Origin of the sequence: Acinetobacter sp. ACZLY 512, assembly GCF_023614015.1 — a bacterium.
In the GTDB taxonomy this organism is placed as follows: Bacteria; Pseudomonadota; Gammaproteobacteria; order Pseudomonadales; family Moraxellaceae; genus Acinetobacter; species Acinetobacter soli.
Genome location: NZ_JAKIVI010000003.1, coordinates 103,861 through 120,084, shown reverse-complemented (window position 1 = coordinate 120,084; position 16,224 = coordinate 103,861). Strand labels below are relative to the sequence as shown.

Genomic DNA, 16,224 nt, shown 5'->3' with positions numbered 1-16,224 from the left:
GCTATGTTAGATGTCGGTTTTGGTGAACTCTTTTGCTTTGGGATAATTGCCCTGCTGGTACTAGGCCCAGATAAACTTCCGGTTGCCGCACGCTTTGCTGGCCGCTGGTATGCCAGAGCCAAACGTTACATTTCCAATATACAAAACGAGATTGATCGTGAGCTCAAGCTGTCTGAATTTAGAAAAGAAATGCAAGATGAGCTAGACCGTTTACATTCGTTAGAACAAAGTATGCAGGCCCGTTTAAAAGAAATCGAAAAAGCCTCTCAAGAACAACGAATCCATCTCGCAGAGCAACCTGAAGCCACTTGTGTACCCCAGCTTAAAACAACTTACATCTTGTGTCATGTACCACAACACGTTGTACCGTTTTGTACACATCAACAACCCCGAAGATGTGAACGCCAAAACGATGTGATTCCTCAACATTCTTCTGTCGAGTTAAAGATTGCCGTATGAGCCAGCTTCCTTCAAATGACATCATGCCTGCACCAGAGTCTCTGGAGCAGATGCCTATTACTCAACATTTGATTGCTTTAAGACGTCATCTTTTTAAGATTGTGGGCGTGACACTGCTTTTGTTTTTTATTTTATTGCCTTTTCGAAACACCACCTATCAGTGGCTGTCTGAGCCTCTGCGTCGCCAGATGCCAAGTACATCGTCGATGATTGCCACCGACGTTACCGCTACATTTATGGCGCCGTTCAAGCTCAATTTATGTGTTGCACTCATGTTGGCGATGCCGTTTATCCTATTTCAGCTTTGGACCTTTATTAAGCCCGCGCTATACGCAAAGGAAAGACATCTGGCTATTCCGCTACTTGTAGGCAGTATTGTGCTTTTTTATACCGGCATTGCCTTTGCGTATTTTATTGCCCTGCCCGGTATCTTGCATTTCTTTATGAGTGTTTCACCAGAAACTGTTGCCCCGATGACCGACATCAACAGTTATCTGGACTTTTGTTTAAAATTATTTCTGGTTTTTGGATTTACCTTTGAAATTCCAATCGCCACCTTGCTGCTTATTTTAATCGGCATTGTGAGCACTCAGAGCTTGATTGAAAAGCGACGCTTTATTGTGGTGGGATGCTTTTTTATCTCAATGTTTATTACACCACCCGATGCGATTTCGATGATCATGCTCGCGGTACCAATGTGGCTATTGTTCGAATTGGGACTTCTGTTTGGAAAAATGCTGGAAAAACGTAGAGCTTAATCTCTGCGTTTTTTTATGCGCTATTTTCGTATTTTACGCATCATCAGTTTCATAAATTCCTATAAGCCATTCATCACACTGTCTTCAATCTGACATCAAAGTGCAAAAAAAGCGTCATTAAGCTTTTCTAAAATCAGTGCTGTTTTCCTTCTCACATATAATGAACACGGATCTCTCATGACAACGACACCGGCAAATCAACATCCTACCCGTCGCGATCTACTCAAATGGTTTACTGGTCTTCCTTTTTTACCACTCGGGGCTATGGCAACAGCCGCGACACTGGCAGGCTGCAATGACAGTGATAATGGCACCACTACGATGCCAACCAAAACCGTTAATTTAAAAACGGCAACCTTTACCTCAATGGATGCCCCTTCACTTGCCAATCCTGCTGCAATGGCCACCACAACGGTCAACTCGAAACTGAGCGTAAGCTGGGACGATGGCTCGCAAACAGACTATCAGTTGGCCTATAAGCCATTCTTCAAAACAGGCGATTCAGTGCCTAACCTGAGTGGTGGAACCATCATTGCAGGGGGTTATGTCGATGCAAAAGGCAACCCAATTGTCGATAAGTCGGTGGCGGGTAAAGAGCGTCAATTCTTTTCTGACTGTCCAGATGGTTCTTCATTAATTACAGTACCCAATGCCAGTGTCGCAGGTGTCACCAATCCGGTTTTTCATGTAGTGCAATTTGAATACACCACTAAAAATTTGGCTGGTCTTAATGATATCGCAACGACAGGCAAAGTCAGTAATGAAAATAATATGTATGGCAAGCTGCCTTCTCCGATTGCGATTTTGACACTCGATCAAGACCAAAAAACTGGTCATTTAGAGCTGAAGAAATATTACAACGTTGATATGTCGAGTGCCTACGGACTCTGGATCACCTGTGGTGCCAGCATGTCACCGTGGGGAACACATCTGTCGAGCGAAGAATACGAGCCAGACGCCTTTGATCAGGGTATTGGTACAGCGTTGAGTACCGTGACCGCATATAGCCAAAACTATTTTGGTGATAGCACGACTGCCAATCCGTACAACTATGGTCACTTGCCTGAAATTACAGTCAATAAAGACGGTACAGGCAGCGTGAAGAAGCATTTCTGTTTGGGGCGTATTTCTCATGAACTGGTGCAAGTAATGCCAGACAACCGTACCTTAATTATGGGGGATGACTATACCAACGGTGGCTTTTTCATGTTTGTTGCAGACAAAGAAAAAGACTTATCTGCAGGTACACTGTATGTCGCCAAATACACCAGTGTATTTTCTGAAAATACCATTGCCCCAATTCAATGGATTAATTTAGGTCACGCCACCAGCCAAGAGATTTCAGACCTGATTAACGTTCGCAAAATCAAGCCAAGCGATATCATGGAGAGTCTGACCACTCAACCTGCCGATCTAACTGGTTACACCAAGATTATCCTCAATGCCAAAACCCTCTGGGTAAAAGTTAAATCGGGAATGGAAAAAGCTGCGGCGTTTCTTGAAACACACCGTTATGCAGCACTTAAAGGCGGTAGTATGGCCTTTACCAAACTTGAAGGAACAACCGTCAATATCAAAGATAAAGTGGCTTACTCTGCCGTATCGTATTTACAAAAATCGATGGTCAAAAATGGCGCTGGCTGGACAGAATCTAATAACGTGTCATTTAGTGCTGCAATCAATTCAGGCGCTGTGGTTGCCCACGACATGAAAGGCGGTCAAATCGACTCGACGGGTGCGGTCATCAATAGTGACTGGGTTGCGTATCAATCGCGTGTCTTGATTACTGGTGAAGATCTTGCATCGCCAGATGCGCTAGGCAATACGGCAAATCCGAATAAAATTGCCAATCCAGACAACCTGAAGTTTTCGGAAAGTTTGCGCACCTTATTTATTGGCGAAGACAGCGGCATGCATGTCAATAATTTCTTGTGGGCGTATAGCGTTGATACCAAAGTGCTCTCGCGTATTTTGTCGACGCCATCAGGCGCTGAATCGACTGGTTTGCATGCGGTAGATTCGATTAATGGCTGGACCTATATCATGAGCAACTTCCAACATCCGGGTGACTGGGAAGGCATTCACTCAAATGTAAAAGGTACTTTACAAAGTTATATCAATGCCAATTACAGCAACGGTTATGCTGCGGCTGTCGGCTATATCACCGCAGACCCAATTGCGCCGTCGAGTGTAAAAAAATCTTAATCTAGATGGCTTGAACCATAAAAAATTGAGCTCGCAACTGCGGGCTCAGTTTTTTTGATCAGTGTAAATTGCAGGTATACATCCAGTTTTTTTCAATCCAGTGTAAACTTAAAACTTGCTTAAATTCATCGAATTGCAATCAGAATGTAAAGACACCGTCATATTAAAACTCTACTTTGAATGGAAAATTTTGATATCCATTTATTGTTTGGGGAAAATACATGACACAGCCAACGCCATATCATGAAGATCAAGAGTTAGACAACAATACATCTGACAACATTCATTTCCGCGATATTTTAGAACAATCGATGTCTCGCCGTTCACTCATTGCGAAAACGGCAAGCGGTGCCGTTGCACTGGCCTTGGCCTCTACATTGACGGGTTGTAACGATAGCAATGATGACAATAACAACTCTACCCCTGCGGTTGATCCAAACAAACGCCCTGAAAAGCTCAACTTCAAACCTGTTGCAAAAAACTTAAACGATATCGTGACAGTACCAGAAGGCTATCAGGCCACAGTACTCTATGCGCTCGGCGATTCAATTAATCCGCGTGTTGGTGCGTGGGACGACAACAATATTCCATCAGGTCCGAGCTTCCAGTTCCGTTCTGGAGACTGCCACGACGGCATGCATTATTTTGGTTTAAACACGAGCAGCAACCGTTTTGATGACAACGTCTCGACACAGGGATTGCTGGTGATGAATCATGAGTACATCAACCCAACCTTTTTGCATCCGAAAGGCCCAACCAAAGTCGATAATCGCCGACCAGAAGATGAAGTGCTTCGCGAAATGAACGCACACGGTGTGTCGATTATCCACATTAAAAAAGACACCACCACGCAAAAAGTCGAATTCATTCAAAGTTCGGTGTTTAACCGTCGTATTACAGCCTCGACCGTGATGGATTTTGCGGGTGCAGCAGCCGGTGCTGATCTGTTGGTGACCAGCTACTCGCCAAGCGGTAAACAAACCCGAGGAACCCACAACAACTGTGGTAATGGTTACACACCTTGGGGCACGTATTTAACCACCGAAGAAAACTTTATTGGCTATTTTCAGCGTTCGAGCAGCGATGACCTGAAACGTCAACCGCATGAAATTATCGCACTCAACCGTTACGGCCTTAAAGCGGGTGCAAGCTCGCGCTACGGCTGGGAAACGGCGATTGGTCAAATTGAAGCACAAGACCTCTATAGCCGCTGGAATGCCGATGTCAATGCAGCACAGGCAGCGCAGGATTATCGTAATAGCCCGAATACCTTTGGCTGGATGGTCGAAATCGATCCATTTGATGTGCGCCAAAACCCTGTAAAACGGACTTCACTGGGGCGTTTTGCTCATGAAGACAGCGCATGCCGCGTGGTTGCCGGTCAGCCACTGGCCTTTTATATGGGCGATGACTCACGTGGTGAATACATCTATAAGTTTGTGAGTACGGCAAACTGGGATGTTAAAGATATCAATGGCGGCTATACCGCAGGTGATAAATATCTCAACAGCGGTATTTTGTATGTGGCCAAATTTAACAATGACGGCACTGGTCAGTGGATCGAGTTAAGCTATGGTAAAAATGGCCTCGATGCCAGCAACAAAACCTATCCGTTTCGTCATCAGGCCGATGTGGTAACCTTCGCGCGTCTGGCCGCAGACAGTGTTGGTGCCACGAAAATGGATCGCCCAGAATGGTGTACAGTACATCCAGAAAATGGTGAAGTGTACGTCACCCTCACCAACAACTCGAACCGAGGCAGCAGCTACCCAACCGATGCCGCCAATCCGCGTAACTATGAAGACACCTACGCGGGCAGCAAAACCAACAAAGGTAACGTCAACGGTCATATCATCCGTTTCAAAGAAACCGACAACAAAACCACGGCTACGACCTTCAAATGGGACATTTACCTGTTTGGCGCAGAAGCTAAAATGGCGGCAAATATTAACCTGTCGGGTTTAAATGACAACAACGACTTTTCAAGCCCGGATGGTATGTGGTTCGATGCACGCGGCGTCTTGTGGATTCAAACCGATGACGGCGCTTATACCGATGTGACCAACTGCATGATGCTGGCGGCTTTACCGGGAACCCTTGGTGACGGTACGACAGCCACGACATCAAATGGCCAGCAAACCATTGTGGGCGCGAAAGTAACCGATGAAAATCTGCGCCGTTTCTTGGTGGGACCAAAAGAATGTGAGATTACCGGCATTGCCATGACGCCAGACAATAAAGCCATCTTTATTAATGTTCAGCATCCGGGTGAAGATTCTAGCAGTTACGACAAGCCAAGCAGTCACTGGCCTGCAACCCAAACAGACCCAAGCAATACGACAGCTCGCCCTCGCTCGGCGACCGTGGTTATCACGCGTAAAGACGGTGGCGTGATTGCAGGTACCTAAACCCGCATATAATAAAAAAACTGGCTTCGGCCAGTTTTTTTATTATTGTCGTTCAATCTTGATCTCGGTGATCTGTCCCTGCTGCTCACCTTGCTGAATTTTTTCACGCCAGTGCCAGTGATGATCATCAAGCGTCAGAAAATTTGAGCAGCGTGTGCCGTATACGGGGCTTTGAATAAAGGTCGAAGAGAGCAGCTCTTCCATCTCAAGGCTAATTCCGGTTTCGGGTAGCCGTGCAGGAATCACCTTGCGTTCATCTTCCAATATATCCCACGCGGCATGCTCTAAAGTTGCCGCGGGTGTATGCACCTGCATCATAGGTAAAAACTCTTGGGTAAAGCGCTTACGTAAATGTGCTGTTTTTTCCCAGTGCTCCGACATTAAACCGTTGGAGACCACATAAACGCCTTTGGCCAAAACTTGTGGCGCTTCACCGCGGTTGCTCATATAGACTGCCTGCGTTGCATCACCTAAAAATAGATTAAATCCCGCATATGCCTGCTGATGTTGCTCAAGGGTCTTCGCAAAACGGATCGGCGACAGATCTGAGTGTAGAAAATCGGCAATCAATGCCCCACGTGATGTGGGATAGTGCTGCTGATCTTTGCCATCACGAAAATTGGTCACCACCGCCCAGCGTCCAGATGCTGTAATGCCCATCCATGTCCCACCGGATTGCAGATCTTGACCCGCAATAATCGGACTATCGGGCCATTGCTTTAAAGACGCAGTGGGACGCGCGTAAAACTCATCACGATTTGAAAGTAAACAGACAGGCGTGTGGTCGAGCACCTGCCATGCCAAGGCAACAATACACATGATCTTTTCTCGTCATCTTTACACATTGAATGTACAACATTTTTCTGACATTCCGTTAAAATCTCTGGCAAAGATAAAAGCAAGGTACAGGTATGCTCACCTATCCCAATATAGACCCGGTTGCTGTTTCGCTTGGTCCGCTCAAGGTCCATTGGTATGGACTGATGTATTTACTGGCATTTTTATGTGCTTGGGGGCTCGCGTCCTATCGTGCAAAACAACGTGATGGCTGGACCTCGGAAATGGTTTCCGATCTGGTCTTTTACGGCGCTCTCGGCGTGGTGCTGGGTGGACGTGTCGGTTATGTACTGTTTTACGAGTTCGACAAATTTCTTGCCAATCCGATCTGGCTGTTTCAGGTCTGGACAGGCGGTATGAGTTTTCACGGCGGCTTTATCGGCGTGATGTTGGCCATGATCTTGTGGTGCCGCAAATACCAGAAAACTTGGTTTGAAACATTGGATTTTATTGCACCCTGCGTCCCAACCGGTTTGATGTTTGGCCGTATTGGTAATTTTATTGGGGGCGAGCTGTATGGTCGCGAAGTCCAAGATCCGAACTATCCTTTCGGGATGATCTTCCCAACCGATCCGTTTCATCTGGTGCGTCACCCATCCCAGATCTATCAAGCCATTTGTGAAGGCTTGTTGCTGTTTATCTTGTTGTGGTGGTTCAGCTCAAAACCGCGACCACGTATGGCAGTGTCTGCCTTGTTCCTAATGGGATACGGTGTAGCACGCTTTGTGATCGAATTCTTCCGTGAGCCCGATGCAGATCAAGGCTTTATTTTATTTGGATGGATGACCAAAGGTCAGATTCTGACTGTGCCGATGTTATTGATTGGCTTGTGGATGATGTGGTACGCCTACCGCCGTAAACTTTACGACTGGGGACCACTCAAAACCCGATAACATCTTTCGCTTTAATTTTAAAGGTGGGTCAAGTCAAGCTTTTCCCGCCTTTGATTTTTTGTGGTAAATTCTGCCTATTCTTTTTGAATGATATCTGCACATGCTTGAATTCTGGTTTGACCCGAACATTTCTCGGATTCAAAAATTTTTCATTCTTCTTCTCACCCTCATCGTGGCGATTGCACTGTTTTATCATCAGCCTTTACCACTCGACGTGGTGCTGATGTTTACAGGAACAGGCATAATCTTTCTGATATGTCGCTACCTAAAGCTGCATTTTGCTGCGCAAAAGCCAACTGGTTTACTGTATCGCCTGCTGACCTGGATTCCAATTGCACTGATCTTTGCACTGTTGTTTGTAAAAACCATGAACAATCTGATGTGGTGGGGTATTCAAGGGATCGCCTTTATGGCGCTGGCGGTGTTTATTTTTTCACCGCAGTTTTTATTTAGATCTTCAAATTCAGGTGTGAATCCCGATGCTTGAGTTTTGGTATTCCGAGCGCATCACCCGCCCGATACGTTTTGGATTTTGTATTGCGTTATGCGCAGTGATTTACTGGCTCTCGCACATACAGCCGCTTAGCCCGAAATATGTCGTGGTCAGCGTTTTGATTGGGATAATGACGCATATCATTCGCCATAAACGACAACAGATTCATCATGATAATCCTTACAGCGAAGGCTTTAATATTTTAGCCAACGTGTTTCCAATTGTAGCCCTCATCATCACCATTTCGCTGCTGCCCGACTCATCAAAATGGATACCGGGCCTGCAAGTATTCGGCTTTAGCGTGCTCGGATTATGCTTGGCCTCTACCGCCCATTATCGTGAGCCACGTAAATAATGCAGGCAAGATTGTTTGCTGTTCTTTGAAGACAAAAACGGCTAAAATTTGCAGTCGATTGAAACTTGTTGTTGCTTAGCCAAGCGGCGACTATACGATTAGAGAGAACCATGCGCACCTACTTAAACCTTTTACAACATATCCTAGACAATGGCGGCGATAAAGGTGACCGTACAGGGACAGGAACACGTTCTGTATTTGGTCATCAGATGCGCTTTGACCTGAGCCAAGGCTTTCCTCTGCTCACCACCAAAAAAGTACACTTTCGTTCGATTGTGATTGAACTGTTGTGGTTTCTAAAAGGTGATACCAACGTACAGTACCTCAAGGACAACAAAGTCAGCATTTGGGACGAATGGGCGACAGCTGAGCAAACCGCGCGTTTTGGTCGCCCAGAAGGCGAGCTTGGCCCGGTGTATGGTCATCAGTGGCGTAATTTTGGCGCCAGCAAAAATGCAGATGGCAGCTATAACCAAGACGGATTTGATCAGATTTCATGGTTAGTCAATGAAATTAAAACCAATCCGAACTCACGCCGCTTGATTGTATCTGGCTGGAATCCAAATGAAGCCGGACAGGTCGCACTGCCACCGTGCCACACGTTGTTTCAGTTTTTTGTACAAGACAACAAATTGTCGTGTCAGTTATATCAGCGCAGTGCCGACGTATTTTTGGGTGTGCCGTTTAATATTGCCAGTTATGCACTCCTTACTCACATGATTGCGCAAGTCTGTGGCCTCGGCGTGGGAGATTTTGTCTGGACAGGTGGCGATACACATTTATATGCCAACCATTTTGAACAGGCCAAACTGCAACTCACCCGTGAACCGTTACCACTTTGTCAGCTTAAATTAAACCCTGAAATTACCGACCTGTTTGATTTTAAATTTGAAGATATCGAGATTATTGACTACCAGTCTCATCCTGCAATCAAAGCACCTGTCGCTGTATAAGGAAAGCAATTAATGGCATTTCAAGGCTTAGAACTGGTTCACGTGGTGGCCATGGATCAAAAACAGTGTATTGGTCAAGGTAATGCATTGCCGTGGCATATTCCCGCCGATCTCAAGCACTTTAAAGCAATTACCCAAGGTGGCGTGGTGGTTATGGGGCGTAAGACACTTGAATCGATGGGGCGCGCATTGCCCAACCGCAGTAATTGGGTGATTACCCGCGATGTAAACTGGTCATTCGCAGGTACACATGTAGCACATAGTATTGAAGCCGCTTTAGAAGGTGCTGCCCAAGAGGCAAAAGCCGCGAATCAGCGTGCACTCTTTATTATTGGCGGGGGAGAAATCTTTAGTCAGACACTTGATATTGCCGACCGGCTTGAGCTGACGCATGTCGAGCTTGATGTGCAAGGTGATGCATTTTATCCAGACCGACCTGCTGCCTTTAAAAAAATTGCCAGTGAATCACATATTGATGACAAAACAGGTATTGCGTTTGAGTTCGCAAGTTACCGAAAATAAAGGCAATCCCTAGCTGATTGTTGGTTATGCATACAACTGGAAAAAAAGAATTTTTACATGCCCTAGGGATGGGGCTTTTACATATGATTTTCAGTGTTTTTGTGATCTGCTCAAGTATTTGGGTGTGTGCAGCACTCTGGATTCAGCAACCTTTTGGATGGCTAGGTAGTCGAATTCTCATCGGGATCTGGATTGTTTTTGCCCTCAGCGTATTGGGGATTTATATCAGTCAGCATATTTTAGGGCGCGGTAAAGATATTGTGCTGTACATGCTGGCATTCTTAGTTGCACTCCTGTGGTATTTTTCACTGGCGCCCGCGCAAAATCGTGATTGGGACCCTGAGGTCGCTCGGCTACTAGATTACCAACGCCAAGGAGATCAGATTACCCTGCACAATGTACGAAATTTTGACTGGCAACCTGATGGTCAGTATACCGAACGCTGGGAAACTCGTCATTACAACCTGAATCAGCTTCGAGGGGTCAATATCATTACCTCATACTGGATGGGCCCGCAAATTGCCCATACCTTGGTGAGCTTTGATTTCGAACAGCAAAAACCGCTGGTGTTTTCCATCGAAATCCGTAAAGAAAAAAATGAGAATTTTTCGGCAATTGGTGGTTTTTTTCGGCAGTTTGAATTAAGCCTAGTCGCAGCCGATGAAAAAGATATTGTGTATACCCGCAGCAATGTTCGCCATGAACAGGTCTATCTGTTTCCTGTTCAGGTGTCTAAAGAGCAAGCCAAGGCTTTATTTTTGGAATACCTTAAAACCTCAGATGAACTACGGGCAACACCAAAATGGTACAACACCCTGACCAGTAACTGCACCACCTTGGTTTTTGATATGGCACAAGCCATCAATCCAGATGAACTTCCTAAAGATTATCGCTTACTGGCGTCGGGATACCTACCAAACTACTTATATGACTTAAATGTACTCAGTCATGACTACAGCATTGCCAAGTGGTATCAGATGGCTTACATCAATGAACGGGCAGCCGAGTATGAGAAATTCAAACACCAAAACAGTCTAAATTTCTCAGAAGTGATTCGTTATGGTATTCCACAGCCGAAGCAGTGACGCCTCAATCTTCGAGGATTACCCCGTTCTTCAACCCGATTATGCTGTATATTTTTTCTTAATGATCGAGAATCGATCGGGTTAGATCTTGTCTCATCATCTCGTAAAATAAGCTTACACAATCACACGCTTTTCTACTCGATGTATCTACATTGATTTGTTTTGCTACTGCTCAAGAACAAGTTGTGAAGCAAAGAGACATCAACATGATCAAAACATGGCTAACAGGGACTTGCCTGTGTGCAAGCGTGCTTTTTACCGGATGTGCGGTAACCCCTTCGACATCATCAACTGATTCTACGACCAAAACAGCTGTAACCTCTAGCAGTAGCGCCAATGCGAGCACGGCCAATGCACTGCTTGATCGCAACTGGACGGCTACTGAAATTAATGGCTTTCAAATTAGCACTCAGGTCGCCAATAAACCGAGTTTGAAATTTGATTCAAAAACACAGCGATTTAGCGGTACAGATGGATGTAATCGTATGATGGGAAGTTTTAAGGCAGACGCCGAATCACTTCAATTGGGCGCTGCGGCATCGACCAAGATGATGTGTCCAAATACGGATCAAAACATCAGTGTGCAATATCAGCAAGCACTTACAAACGTATCGCGTTACCGAGCAAGCCCTGAACATCTCATTCTGATGGATCAAAGCGGACGTATTGTGATGGCTCTCGATGCATCAAAATAAAGACATTGTGTCTTATGGTCTTTTAATTGAGCAGGTCGCCTCAATATAGATTGTACGTAAACGAAAAAACGTGATATTAAAACCCTTTGCTATTTCGAGGAAAACCATGCAACAGGCATTATTTGGCGGCGGATGTTTCTGGTGTACTGAAGCAGTATTCTTACAAATCCGTGGCATCGAAAAAGTTGTCAGCGGTTATGCAGGCGGTGATACACAAAATCCGACCTACGAACAAGTCTGCACAGGTGAGACCAATCACGCAGAAGTGATTTTGGTGGACTTTGACGAAACACAGGTCAGCTACGACGATTTACTGCACGTGTTTTTTGCTATCCACGATCCAACCACGCTGAACCGTCAAGGCAACGATATCGGTACGCAGTATCGTTCTGTCATTTATTATTTTGACGAGCAACAAAAAGCAGATGCAGAAAAACTCATTCAAGAGTTAAAAGCCGAAGGCATGAATGTAGTCACCGAGCTCAGCCCAGTACCTACTTTTTATGCGGCTGAAGATTATCATCAAGATTTCTACACCAAGAATCCGTCTCAAGGCTTTTGTAATTTTGCAATTCCTCCAAAAATTGCTAAATTACGTAGCAAATTTCAGTCTTTACTTAAGGCCTGAACAAAAAAAAGCAACTCGATCGAGTTGCTTTTTTATTGCGCTCAATCTAGAGCGTTTAATTTTCACTGACAAAAGCAATATCGCTGAGTCCGGCTCCACTCGCACGAGACATCACTTGTGCCACAGTATCATAACGTGAGGCTTTGTCGGCTTTTAGCATAACCGTTGGCTTTTGCGCCTGCTGGCCTGCCTCTTGAAAACGCTGATTAAGCTCATCTAACGTAATGGTTTCTTGCCCCCAAGAGACATCACCATTGGCATTGATGCTAATGGTAATCTCTTTCGGTGGCGGTGGCTGAATCTCAGCCGTGGTTTTTGGCAAACTTAATGGTACCGATGGGTTTGCAACCGTTGCTGTGACCAAAAAGATGATCATCAGTACCAACATGATGTCAATTAACGGAATGAGATTCATCTCATTCATGCCACTGTCGTGGTCTTCACCCAATTGAAATGCCATTAAGCCTGACCTCCAGCAAAGCTTTGTTGCGCTGCCTTCACTTCAGTTTTGTGTTCAGCAGATTCTTGCTGCAACATGGTATCGATCAGCAAGCTATGAGCCTGATCTTGTAAATCATGTGCTAAACCGCGGTTGTAACGTACACAGATGTTGTATGCCAATACCGCAGGAATCGCAACAGCCAGACCTAAACCGGTCATGATCAGCGCTTCACCTACCGGTGTCGCAACTTGTGCCAACCCTGCTTGTCCGCTTTTACCTACTGCCACCAGCGCATGGAAGATTCCCCAAACCGTACCAAACAGACCGACAAACGGTGCCAAAGAAGCAATGGTACCGAGTACTGCAACGCCTTTTTCTGCACTGGATTTTTCTGCAGAAATCTGACGCAGTAACGCCTGCTCTGCCACTGCCTTACGCTGCTCGAAAGTCAAGTGAACAAACTTGGCTTTCAGACTGCTCAGTGCTTTAGCGAGTTGAGCATAAGCTTGTTGTTTTAATTGGCGGGTTCCCATCAAACGTAAGATAAGAATCGTCCAGGTTGCAATCGACATTGCCAAAAGCACGAAGTACAGTGTTTTGCTGACTGCATCTGCATGTTGCCAATAAACTGAAAAGTTCATACTTGAACTCCTGAAAATGTTAGCCGTTAGGATTTAATGTTAAGTCAAAGGGTTGCTCAGCACGAATAGGGTAAGCAACACCATTTTCTTTATACGGTTTAAATTTTGCACTACGTACCGCACGCAGAATCTTGTCATCAAGCGCAGGCACACCACTACTACGGGTAATCCGCGCATTGATAATCTTGCCAGTTTCATCCGCCTCAATCATCACCACAATACTGCGTGTTTGACCTTGCAAATCACGGTTGGTATATGAAGGACGCGGCGTACGACTCCACTGCACCCCAGCACCGCCAATCGATACACTCTTTGGTGACGGGTCGCGGTTCACCTGCGGCTGTGCAGCAGGTTGAGGCTTGGCTTTTTCAACAACCTTTTCCGTAACGGTGGTGGTTGTCGTCACCGGTTTGAAGTCTACCTGTGGCTCAGTTTTCACCACTTGTTTTGGCGTTTCTGCTTGCTTGACCTGTTGAACCTTTTCGACTTTTTTCGGTGGTGGTGCAACTTTCTCTACCACCTTGACTTCCTTCACCTCTTTTTTCGGCTTAGGTTGCTCTTTTTTCGGTTCAGGCTTTGGTTCAGGTGGGCGCGGCGGCGGTGCTTGAATTTTTACAAAGCGCACATTGAGTGGTTTTTGTTCAATGGGTTTGAGTTCTGGGCTTTTCATCTGGTTGACAGCCCATAACACTCCCGCATGACCAATCACAACCGCGACAAGTGCAGTGATGACTTTTTTCTTCATCGGATTGGGAGAATTCGGAGGTGTAGAATTCATCGATAGTGCAGGAGATTGACTCATAAGAATCTAATTACCTATTTGAGAAGCAATTCACAATCACAACATGTCATCGCGATACAGCTTATCGGTTCAAACAATTAAAGTATCGCAATAATAAATGAGAAGTGTTTTCATTTTCAACTGTTTTTTTTCACATTCAAAAGATCTACTGAAATTTCAATATTTCTCATTTGATTGGAAAATGCGATACACCCTCTTTATATCAAGATGCATGACTGGTACACATCCTTTAAATGAAATGCTATATCATAACATTAATAAGATTAAAAAAAGTATGCGGCATGCATACTTTTTTAGGAAATAAACTTATTGAAACACGACAGTTTTGTTGCCATCGACAATAATTCGATCTTCTAAGTGCCATTTGACTGCACGTGCCAGTACGTTACGCTCGACGTCTTGGCCCAGCTCGCGTAATTGCTCAACAGTAAAGTCATGATTGACACGCTCGACATCTTGTTCAATGATCGGCCCCTGATCCAAATCCGCAGTCACGTAGTGAGCAGTTGCACCAATCAGCTTCACCCCTTTTTCATGCGCTTGCTTGTACGGATTTGCCCCTACAAATGCAGGCAAGAACGAGTGATGAATATTAATAATTTTCATCTCCCAGTTTTCAACAAAAGTCTCATCTAGGATTTGCATGTAACGTGCAAGGACTAACAAGTCATTGCCCTGCATCAATTCATCAATTTTGGCGTACGCTTCGCGTTTGTTTTCCTTGTTGACGGGTACCACTTCAAATGGAATACCAAAGTTTTCCACCGCCTCACGTAAATCTTCGTGATTTGAAATGACTTTGGTAATTTCACACGGTAAACCACCGCGCGCATGACGCCAAAGCAATTCAAGTAAGGCATGATCCACTTTCGATACCAAAACACCCACTTTTTTCAGATCGTTGACAAATGCCAAACGCCATTGCATGTTGTAGCGCTCTGCAACATTGGCCGAAAAAGTCTGAATCAAGGTATCCTTACGACTTTGTAAATGTTCTAACTCAAACTCAACACGCATGAAGTAACGTCCGCCTTGAGCCTCTGTAGCGTATTGATCAAGTGCGGTAATATTTGCTCCCTGATGATACAAAAAGCTCGATACAGCTTGCACGATCCCGGGCCTGTCTTCACAAGTAATCAGTAGACGTGCTGTATTGGCAGTAGTGGTGTTCATTTGATTAATATCACTATAGGTCAGTTTAAAAACAAGCGGGCTATTCTAGCGCGTTTTTATCGCAGACTGAATAGGGTCTGACAATTACTCGGTTTTCGAGGAAATGCGCGCAAACAAATCAGATGGACCAAAGCTCTCAAGCAAACGCTCGTAGGTTTCGCGGCTTTCTCCCATCAAATATGGCCCTTCTAAAAATACCATTTGACGAAGCGCCTGCCACACCCATTTCTCTTCCAGGTGATTACTGTCGCTAATATGGCCCGACATATACAAAAAGTTCGTCCAGTTAGTCAGCACAATCCATAAATTGATGATCAGGGCTTCAATTTCAGAAGCCGTCATTTTCATCAAACCCGCGTCGACGAAAGCCTGATAAATTTTTTGCCCTTGCTGCATCACCTGCCCAGCAAATTTTGGATAGATCTTTTTAAAGTCATCATTGTTTTCAATTAAATGATAAACATCCCGATGCAAAAAACGGTATTCCCATAACTGACTACTGAGCACTTGAAAATAACGAATCTTGTCATTGGCATTGAGCAAACGATCTTTGGGCAAGGCCAGCATATCCAGTGTTTCACGCTGGTACTGCTCCATAAGCTCCTTAATAATCTCTTGCTTGTTGCGAAAGTGATAATACAAATTACCCGGGCTAATGCCCAATTCAGAGGCAATATGATTGGTGGTGACAGACCGCTCACCACGCTCATTAAACAGTTGCAAGCTGGTATGCAAAATACGATCTTTCGTTTTGACTGTTTTCGATGCGGACATTGTTTACAACCGTTGATATCTAATGCATTAGAAAACTAACACAGAAACCTTCTTGACTCTTTAGAGTATTTACTCTAAAAATTATATATAGCTCAGTTCCA

Annotated in this window: 18 protein-coding genes; 12 read left to right on the top strand and 6 right to left on the bottom strand. The window is 45.0% G+C overall.

What is annotated here, in order from left to right; all coding sequences use genetic code 11:
• Positions 1-3 precede the first annotated feature (3 nt).
• The 4 genes from tatB to L2096_RS05130 all read left to right on the top strand — a co-directional run bounded on the left by tatB (position 4) and on the right by L2096_RS05130 (position 5,830).
• Positions 4-459 carry a Sec-independent protein translocase protein TatB gene (gene tatB / locus L2096_RS05145; RefSeq protein WP_119025633.1) on the top strand — a complete coding sequence of 152 codons (456 nt, stop codon included), beginning with the start codon at positions 4-6 and terminating at the stop codon, positions 457-459.
• Positions 456-1,217: a twin-arginine translocase subunit TatC gene (tatC, locus tag L2096_RS05140; protein ID WP_004932804.1), complete on the top strand. Its 762-nt coding sequence runs from the start codon at positions 456-458 to the stop codon at positions 1,215-1,217. The genes tatB and tatC overlap by 4 nt, the downstream gene beginning before the upstream one ends.
• 177 nt (positions 1,218-1,394) lie before the next feature.
• Positions 1,395-3,422, top strand: coding sequence for a PhoX family protein (locus L2096_RS05135; RefSeq protein WP_250364984.1), 2,028 nt, complete (start codon positions 1,395-1,397; stop codon positions 3,420-3,422).
• Positions 3,423-3,643: 221 nt separating this feature from the next.
• Complete coding sequence (locus L2096_RS05130) at positions 3,644-5,830, top strand: PhoX family protein (protein ID WP_250364983.1); 2,187 nt, start codon at positions 3,644-3,646, stop codon at positions 5,828-5,830.
• A 42-nt stretch (positions 5,831-5,872) separates the two neighbouring features.
• Here the strand turns inward: L2096_RS05130 and L2096_RS05125 are convergent, their stop codons facing one another.
• Complete coding sequence (locus L2096_RS05125; RefSeq protein WP_004932797.1) at positions 5,873-6,649, bottom strand: NRDE family protein; 777 nt, start codon at positions 6,647-6,649, stop codon at positions 5,873-5,875.
• Between the two features lie 92 nt (positions 6,650-6,741).
• Between L2096_RS05125 and lgt the strand changes: the two genes are divergently transcribed.
• From lgt to msrA, 8 genes are all read left to right on the top strand, one after another.
• Complete coding sequence (gene lgt, locus L2096_RS05120; RefSeq protein ID WP_004932795.1) at positions 6,742-7,560, top strand: prolipoprotein diacylglyceryl transferase; 819 nt, start codon at positions 6,742-6,744, stop codon at positions 7,558-7,560.
• 100 nt (positions 7,561-7,660) lie between these two features.
• A complete protein-coding gene (locus tag L2096_RS05115; protein ID WP_004932793.1) occupies positions 7,661-8,047 on the top strand; it encodes a hypothetical protein in 387 nt (128 codons plus the stop codon).
• Complete coding sequence (locus tag L2096_RS05110; protein ID WP_250364982.1) at positions 8,040-8,408, top strand: hypothetical protein; 369 nt, start codon at positions 8,040-8,042, stop codon at positions 8,406-8,408. Before L2096_RS05115 ends, L2096_RS05110 begins: the two co-directional genes overlap by 8 nt.
• 110 nt (positions 8,409-8,518) lie before the next feature.
• On the top strand, positions 8,519-9,361 hold the full coding sequence (thyA, locus tag L2096_RS05105; RefSeq protein ID WP_250364981.1) for a thymidylate synthase: 843 nt from the start codon (positions 8,519-8,521) through the stop codon (positions 9,359-9,361).
• A gap of 12 nt (positions 9,362-9,373) precedes the next feature.
• The gene (locus tag L2096_RS05100; RefSeq protein WP_250364980.1) at positions 9,374-9,883 is read left to right on the top strand and encodes a dihydrofolate reductase; all 510 of its coding nucleotides are present in this window, start codon (positions 9,374-9,376) and stop codon (positions 9,881-9,883) included.
• A gap of 26 nt (positions 9,884-9,909) precedes the next feature.
• Positions 9,910-10,968, top strand: a complete 1,059-nt coding sequence (locus tag L2096_RS05095) for an Lnb N-terminal periplasmic domain-containing protein (RefSeq protein ID WP_004932783.1) — start codon at positions 9,910-9,912, stop codon at positions 10,966-10,968.
• A gap of 206 nt (positions 10,969-11,174) precedes the next feature.
• Positions 11,175-11,663 (top strand): META domain-containing protein, encoded by a 489-nt coding sequence (locus tag L2096_RS05090; protein WP_048765644.1) that lies wholly within the window; start codon positions 11,175-11,177, stop codon positions 11,661-11,663.
• A gap of 106 nt (positions 11,664-11,769) precedes the next feature.
• Entirely contained in the window at positions 11,770-12,291 is a 522-nt protein-coding gene (gene msrA / locus L2096_RS05085) for a peptide-methionine (S)-S-oxide reductase MsrA (RefSeq protein WP_004932778.1), read from the top strand.
• Between the two features lie 55 nt (positions 12,292-12,346).
• Here msrA and L2096_RS05080 read toward each other — a convergent pair whose 3' ends face one another.
• From L2096_RS05080 to L2096_RS05060, 5 genes are all read right to left on the bottom strand, one after another.
• Entirely contained in the window at positions 12,347-12,751 is a 405-nt protein-coding gene (locus L2096_RS05080; RefSeq protein ID WP_004932775.1) for an ExbD/TolR family protein, read from the bottom strand.
• Positions 12,751-13,374 carry a MotA/TolQ/ExbB proton channel family protein gene (locus L2096_RS05075; RefSeq protein ID WP_004943757.1) on the bottom strand — a complete coding sequence of 208 codons (624 nt, stop codon included), beginning with the start codon at positions 13,372-13,374 and terminating at the stop codon, positions 12,751-12,753. Before L2096_RS05075 ends, L2096_RS05080 begins: the two co-directional genes overlap by 1 nt.
• Positions 13,375-13,393: 19 nt before the next feature.
• The gene (locus L2096_RS05070) at positions 13,394-14,176 is read right to left on the bottom strand and encodes an energy transducer TonB family protein (protein WP_004932770.1); all 783 of its coding nucleotides are present in this window, start codon (positions 14,174-14,176) and stop codon (positions 13,394-13,396) included.
• Between the two features lie 306 nt (positions 14,177-14,482).
• Positions 14,483-15,349 (bottom strand): formyltetrahydrofolate deformylase, encoded by an 867-nt coding sequence (gene purU, locus L2096_RS05065; RefSeq protein ID WP_004932769.1) that lies wholly within the window; start codon positions 15,347-15,349, stop codon positions 14,483-14,485.
• Positions 15,350-15,433: 84 nt separating this feature from the next.
• On the bottom strand, positions 15,434-16,123 hold the full coding sequence (locus L2096_RS05060) for a TetR/AcrR family transcriptional regulator (protein WP_004932767.1): 690 nt from the start codon (positions 16,121-16,123) through the stop codon (positions 15,434-15,436).
• Positions 16,124-16,224 lie beyond the last annotated feature (101 nt).

Coding starts and splice junctions, on each gene's coding strand:
- tatB (WP_119025633.1), top strand. CDS start 4: ATGTTAGATGTCGGTTTTGGTGAACTCTTTTGCTTTGGGATAATTGCC.
- L2096_RS05135 (WP_250364984.1), top strand. CDS start 1,395: ATGACAACGACACCGGCAAATCAACATCCTACCCGTCGCGATCTACTC.
- L2096_RS05130 (WP_250364983.1), top strand. CDS start 3,644: ATGACACAGCCAACGCCATATCATGAAGATCAAGAGTTAGACAACAAT.
- thyA (WP_250364981.1), top strand. CDS start 8,519: ATGCGCACCTACTTAAACCTTTTACAACATATCCTAGACAATGGCGGC.
- L2096_RS05115 (WP_004932793.1), top strand. CDS start 7,661: ATGCTTGAATTCTGGTTTGACCCGAACATTTCTCGGATTCAAAAATTT.
- tatC (WP_004932804.1), top strand. CDS start 456: ATGAGCCAGCTTCCTTCAAATGACATCATGCCTGCACCAGAGTCTCTG.
- L2096_RS05070 (WP_004932770.1), bottom strand. CDS start 14,176: ATGAGTCAATCTCCTGCACTATCGATGAATTCTACACCTCCGAATTCT.
- L2096_RS05100 (WP_250364980.1), top strand. CDS start 9,374: ATGGCATTTCAAGGCTTAGAACTGGTTCACGTGGTGGCCATGGATCAA.
- lgt (WP_004932795.1), top strand. CDS start 6,742: ATGCTCACCTATCCCAATATAGACCCGGTTGCTGTTTCGCTTGGTCCG.
- L2096_RS05110 (WP_250364982.1), top strand. CDS start 8,040: ATGCTTGAGTTTTGGTATTCCGAGCGCATCACCCGCCCGATACGTTTT.
- L2096_RS05090 (WP_048765644.1), top strand. CDS start 11,175: ATGATCAAAACATGGCTAACAGGGACTTGCCTGTGTGCAAGCGTGCTT.
- L2096_RS05080 (WP_004932775.1), bottom strand. CDS start 12,751: ATGGCATTTCAATTGGGTGAAGACCACGACAGTGGCATGAATGAGATG.
- purU (WP_004932769.1), bottom strand. CDS start 15,349: ATGAACACCACTACTGCCAATACAGCACGTCTACTGATTACTTGTGAA.
- L2096_RS05060 (WP_004932767.1), bottom strand. CDS start 16,123: ATGTCCGCATCGAAAACAGTCAAAACGAAAGATCGTATTTTGCATACC.
- L2096_RS05125 (WP_004932797.1), bottom strand. CDS start 6,649: ATGTGTATTGTTGCCTTGGCATGGCAGGTGCTCGACCACACGCCTGTC.
- L2096_RS05075 (WP_004943757.1), bottom strand. CDS start 13,374: ATGAACTTTTCAGTTTATTGGCAACATGCAGATGCAGTCAGCAAAACA.
- msrA (WP_004932778.1), top strand. CDS start 11,770: ATGCAACAGGCATTATTTGGCGGCGGATGTTTCTGGTGTACTGAAGCA.
- L2096_RS05095 (WP_004932783.1), top strand. CDS start 9,910: ATGCATACAACTGGAAAAAAAGAATTTTTACATGCCCTAGGGATGGGG.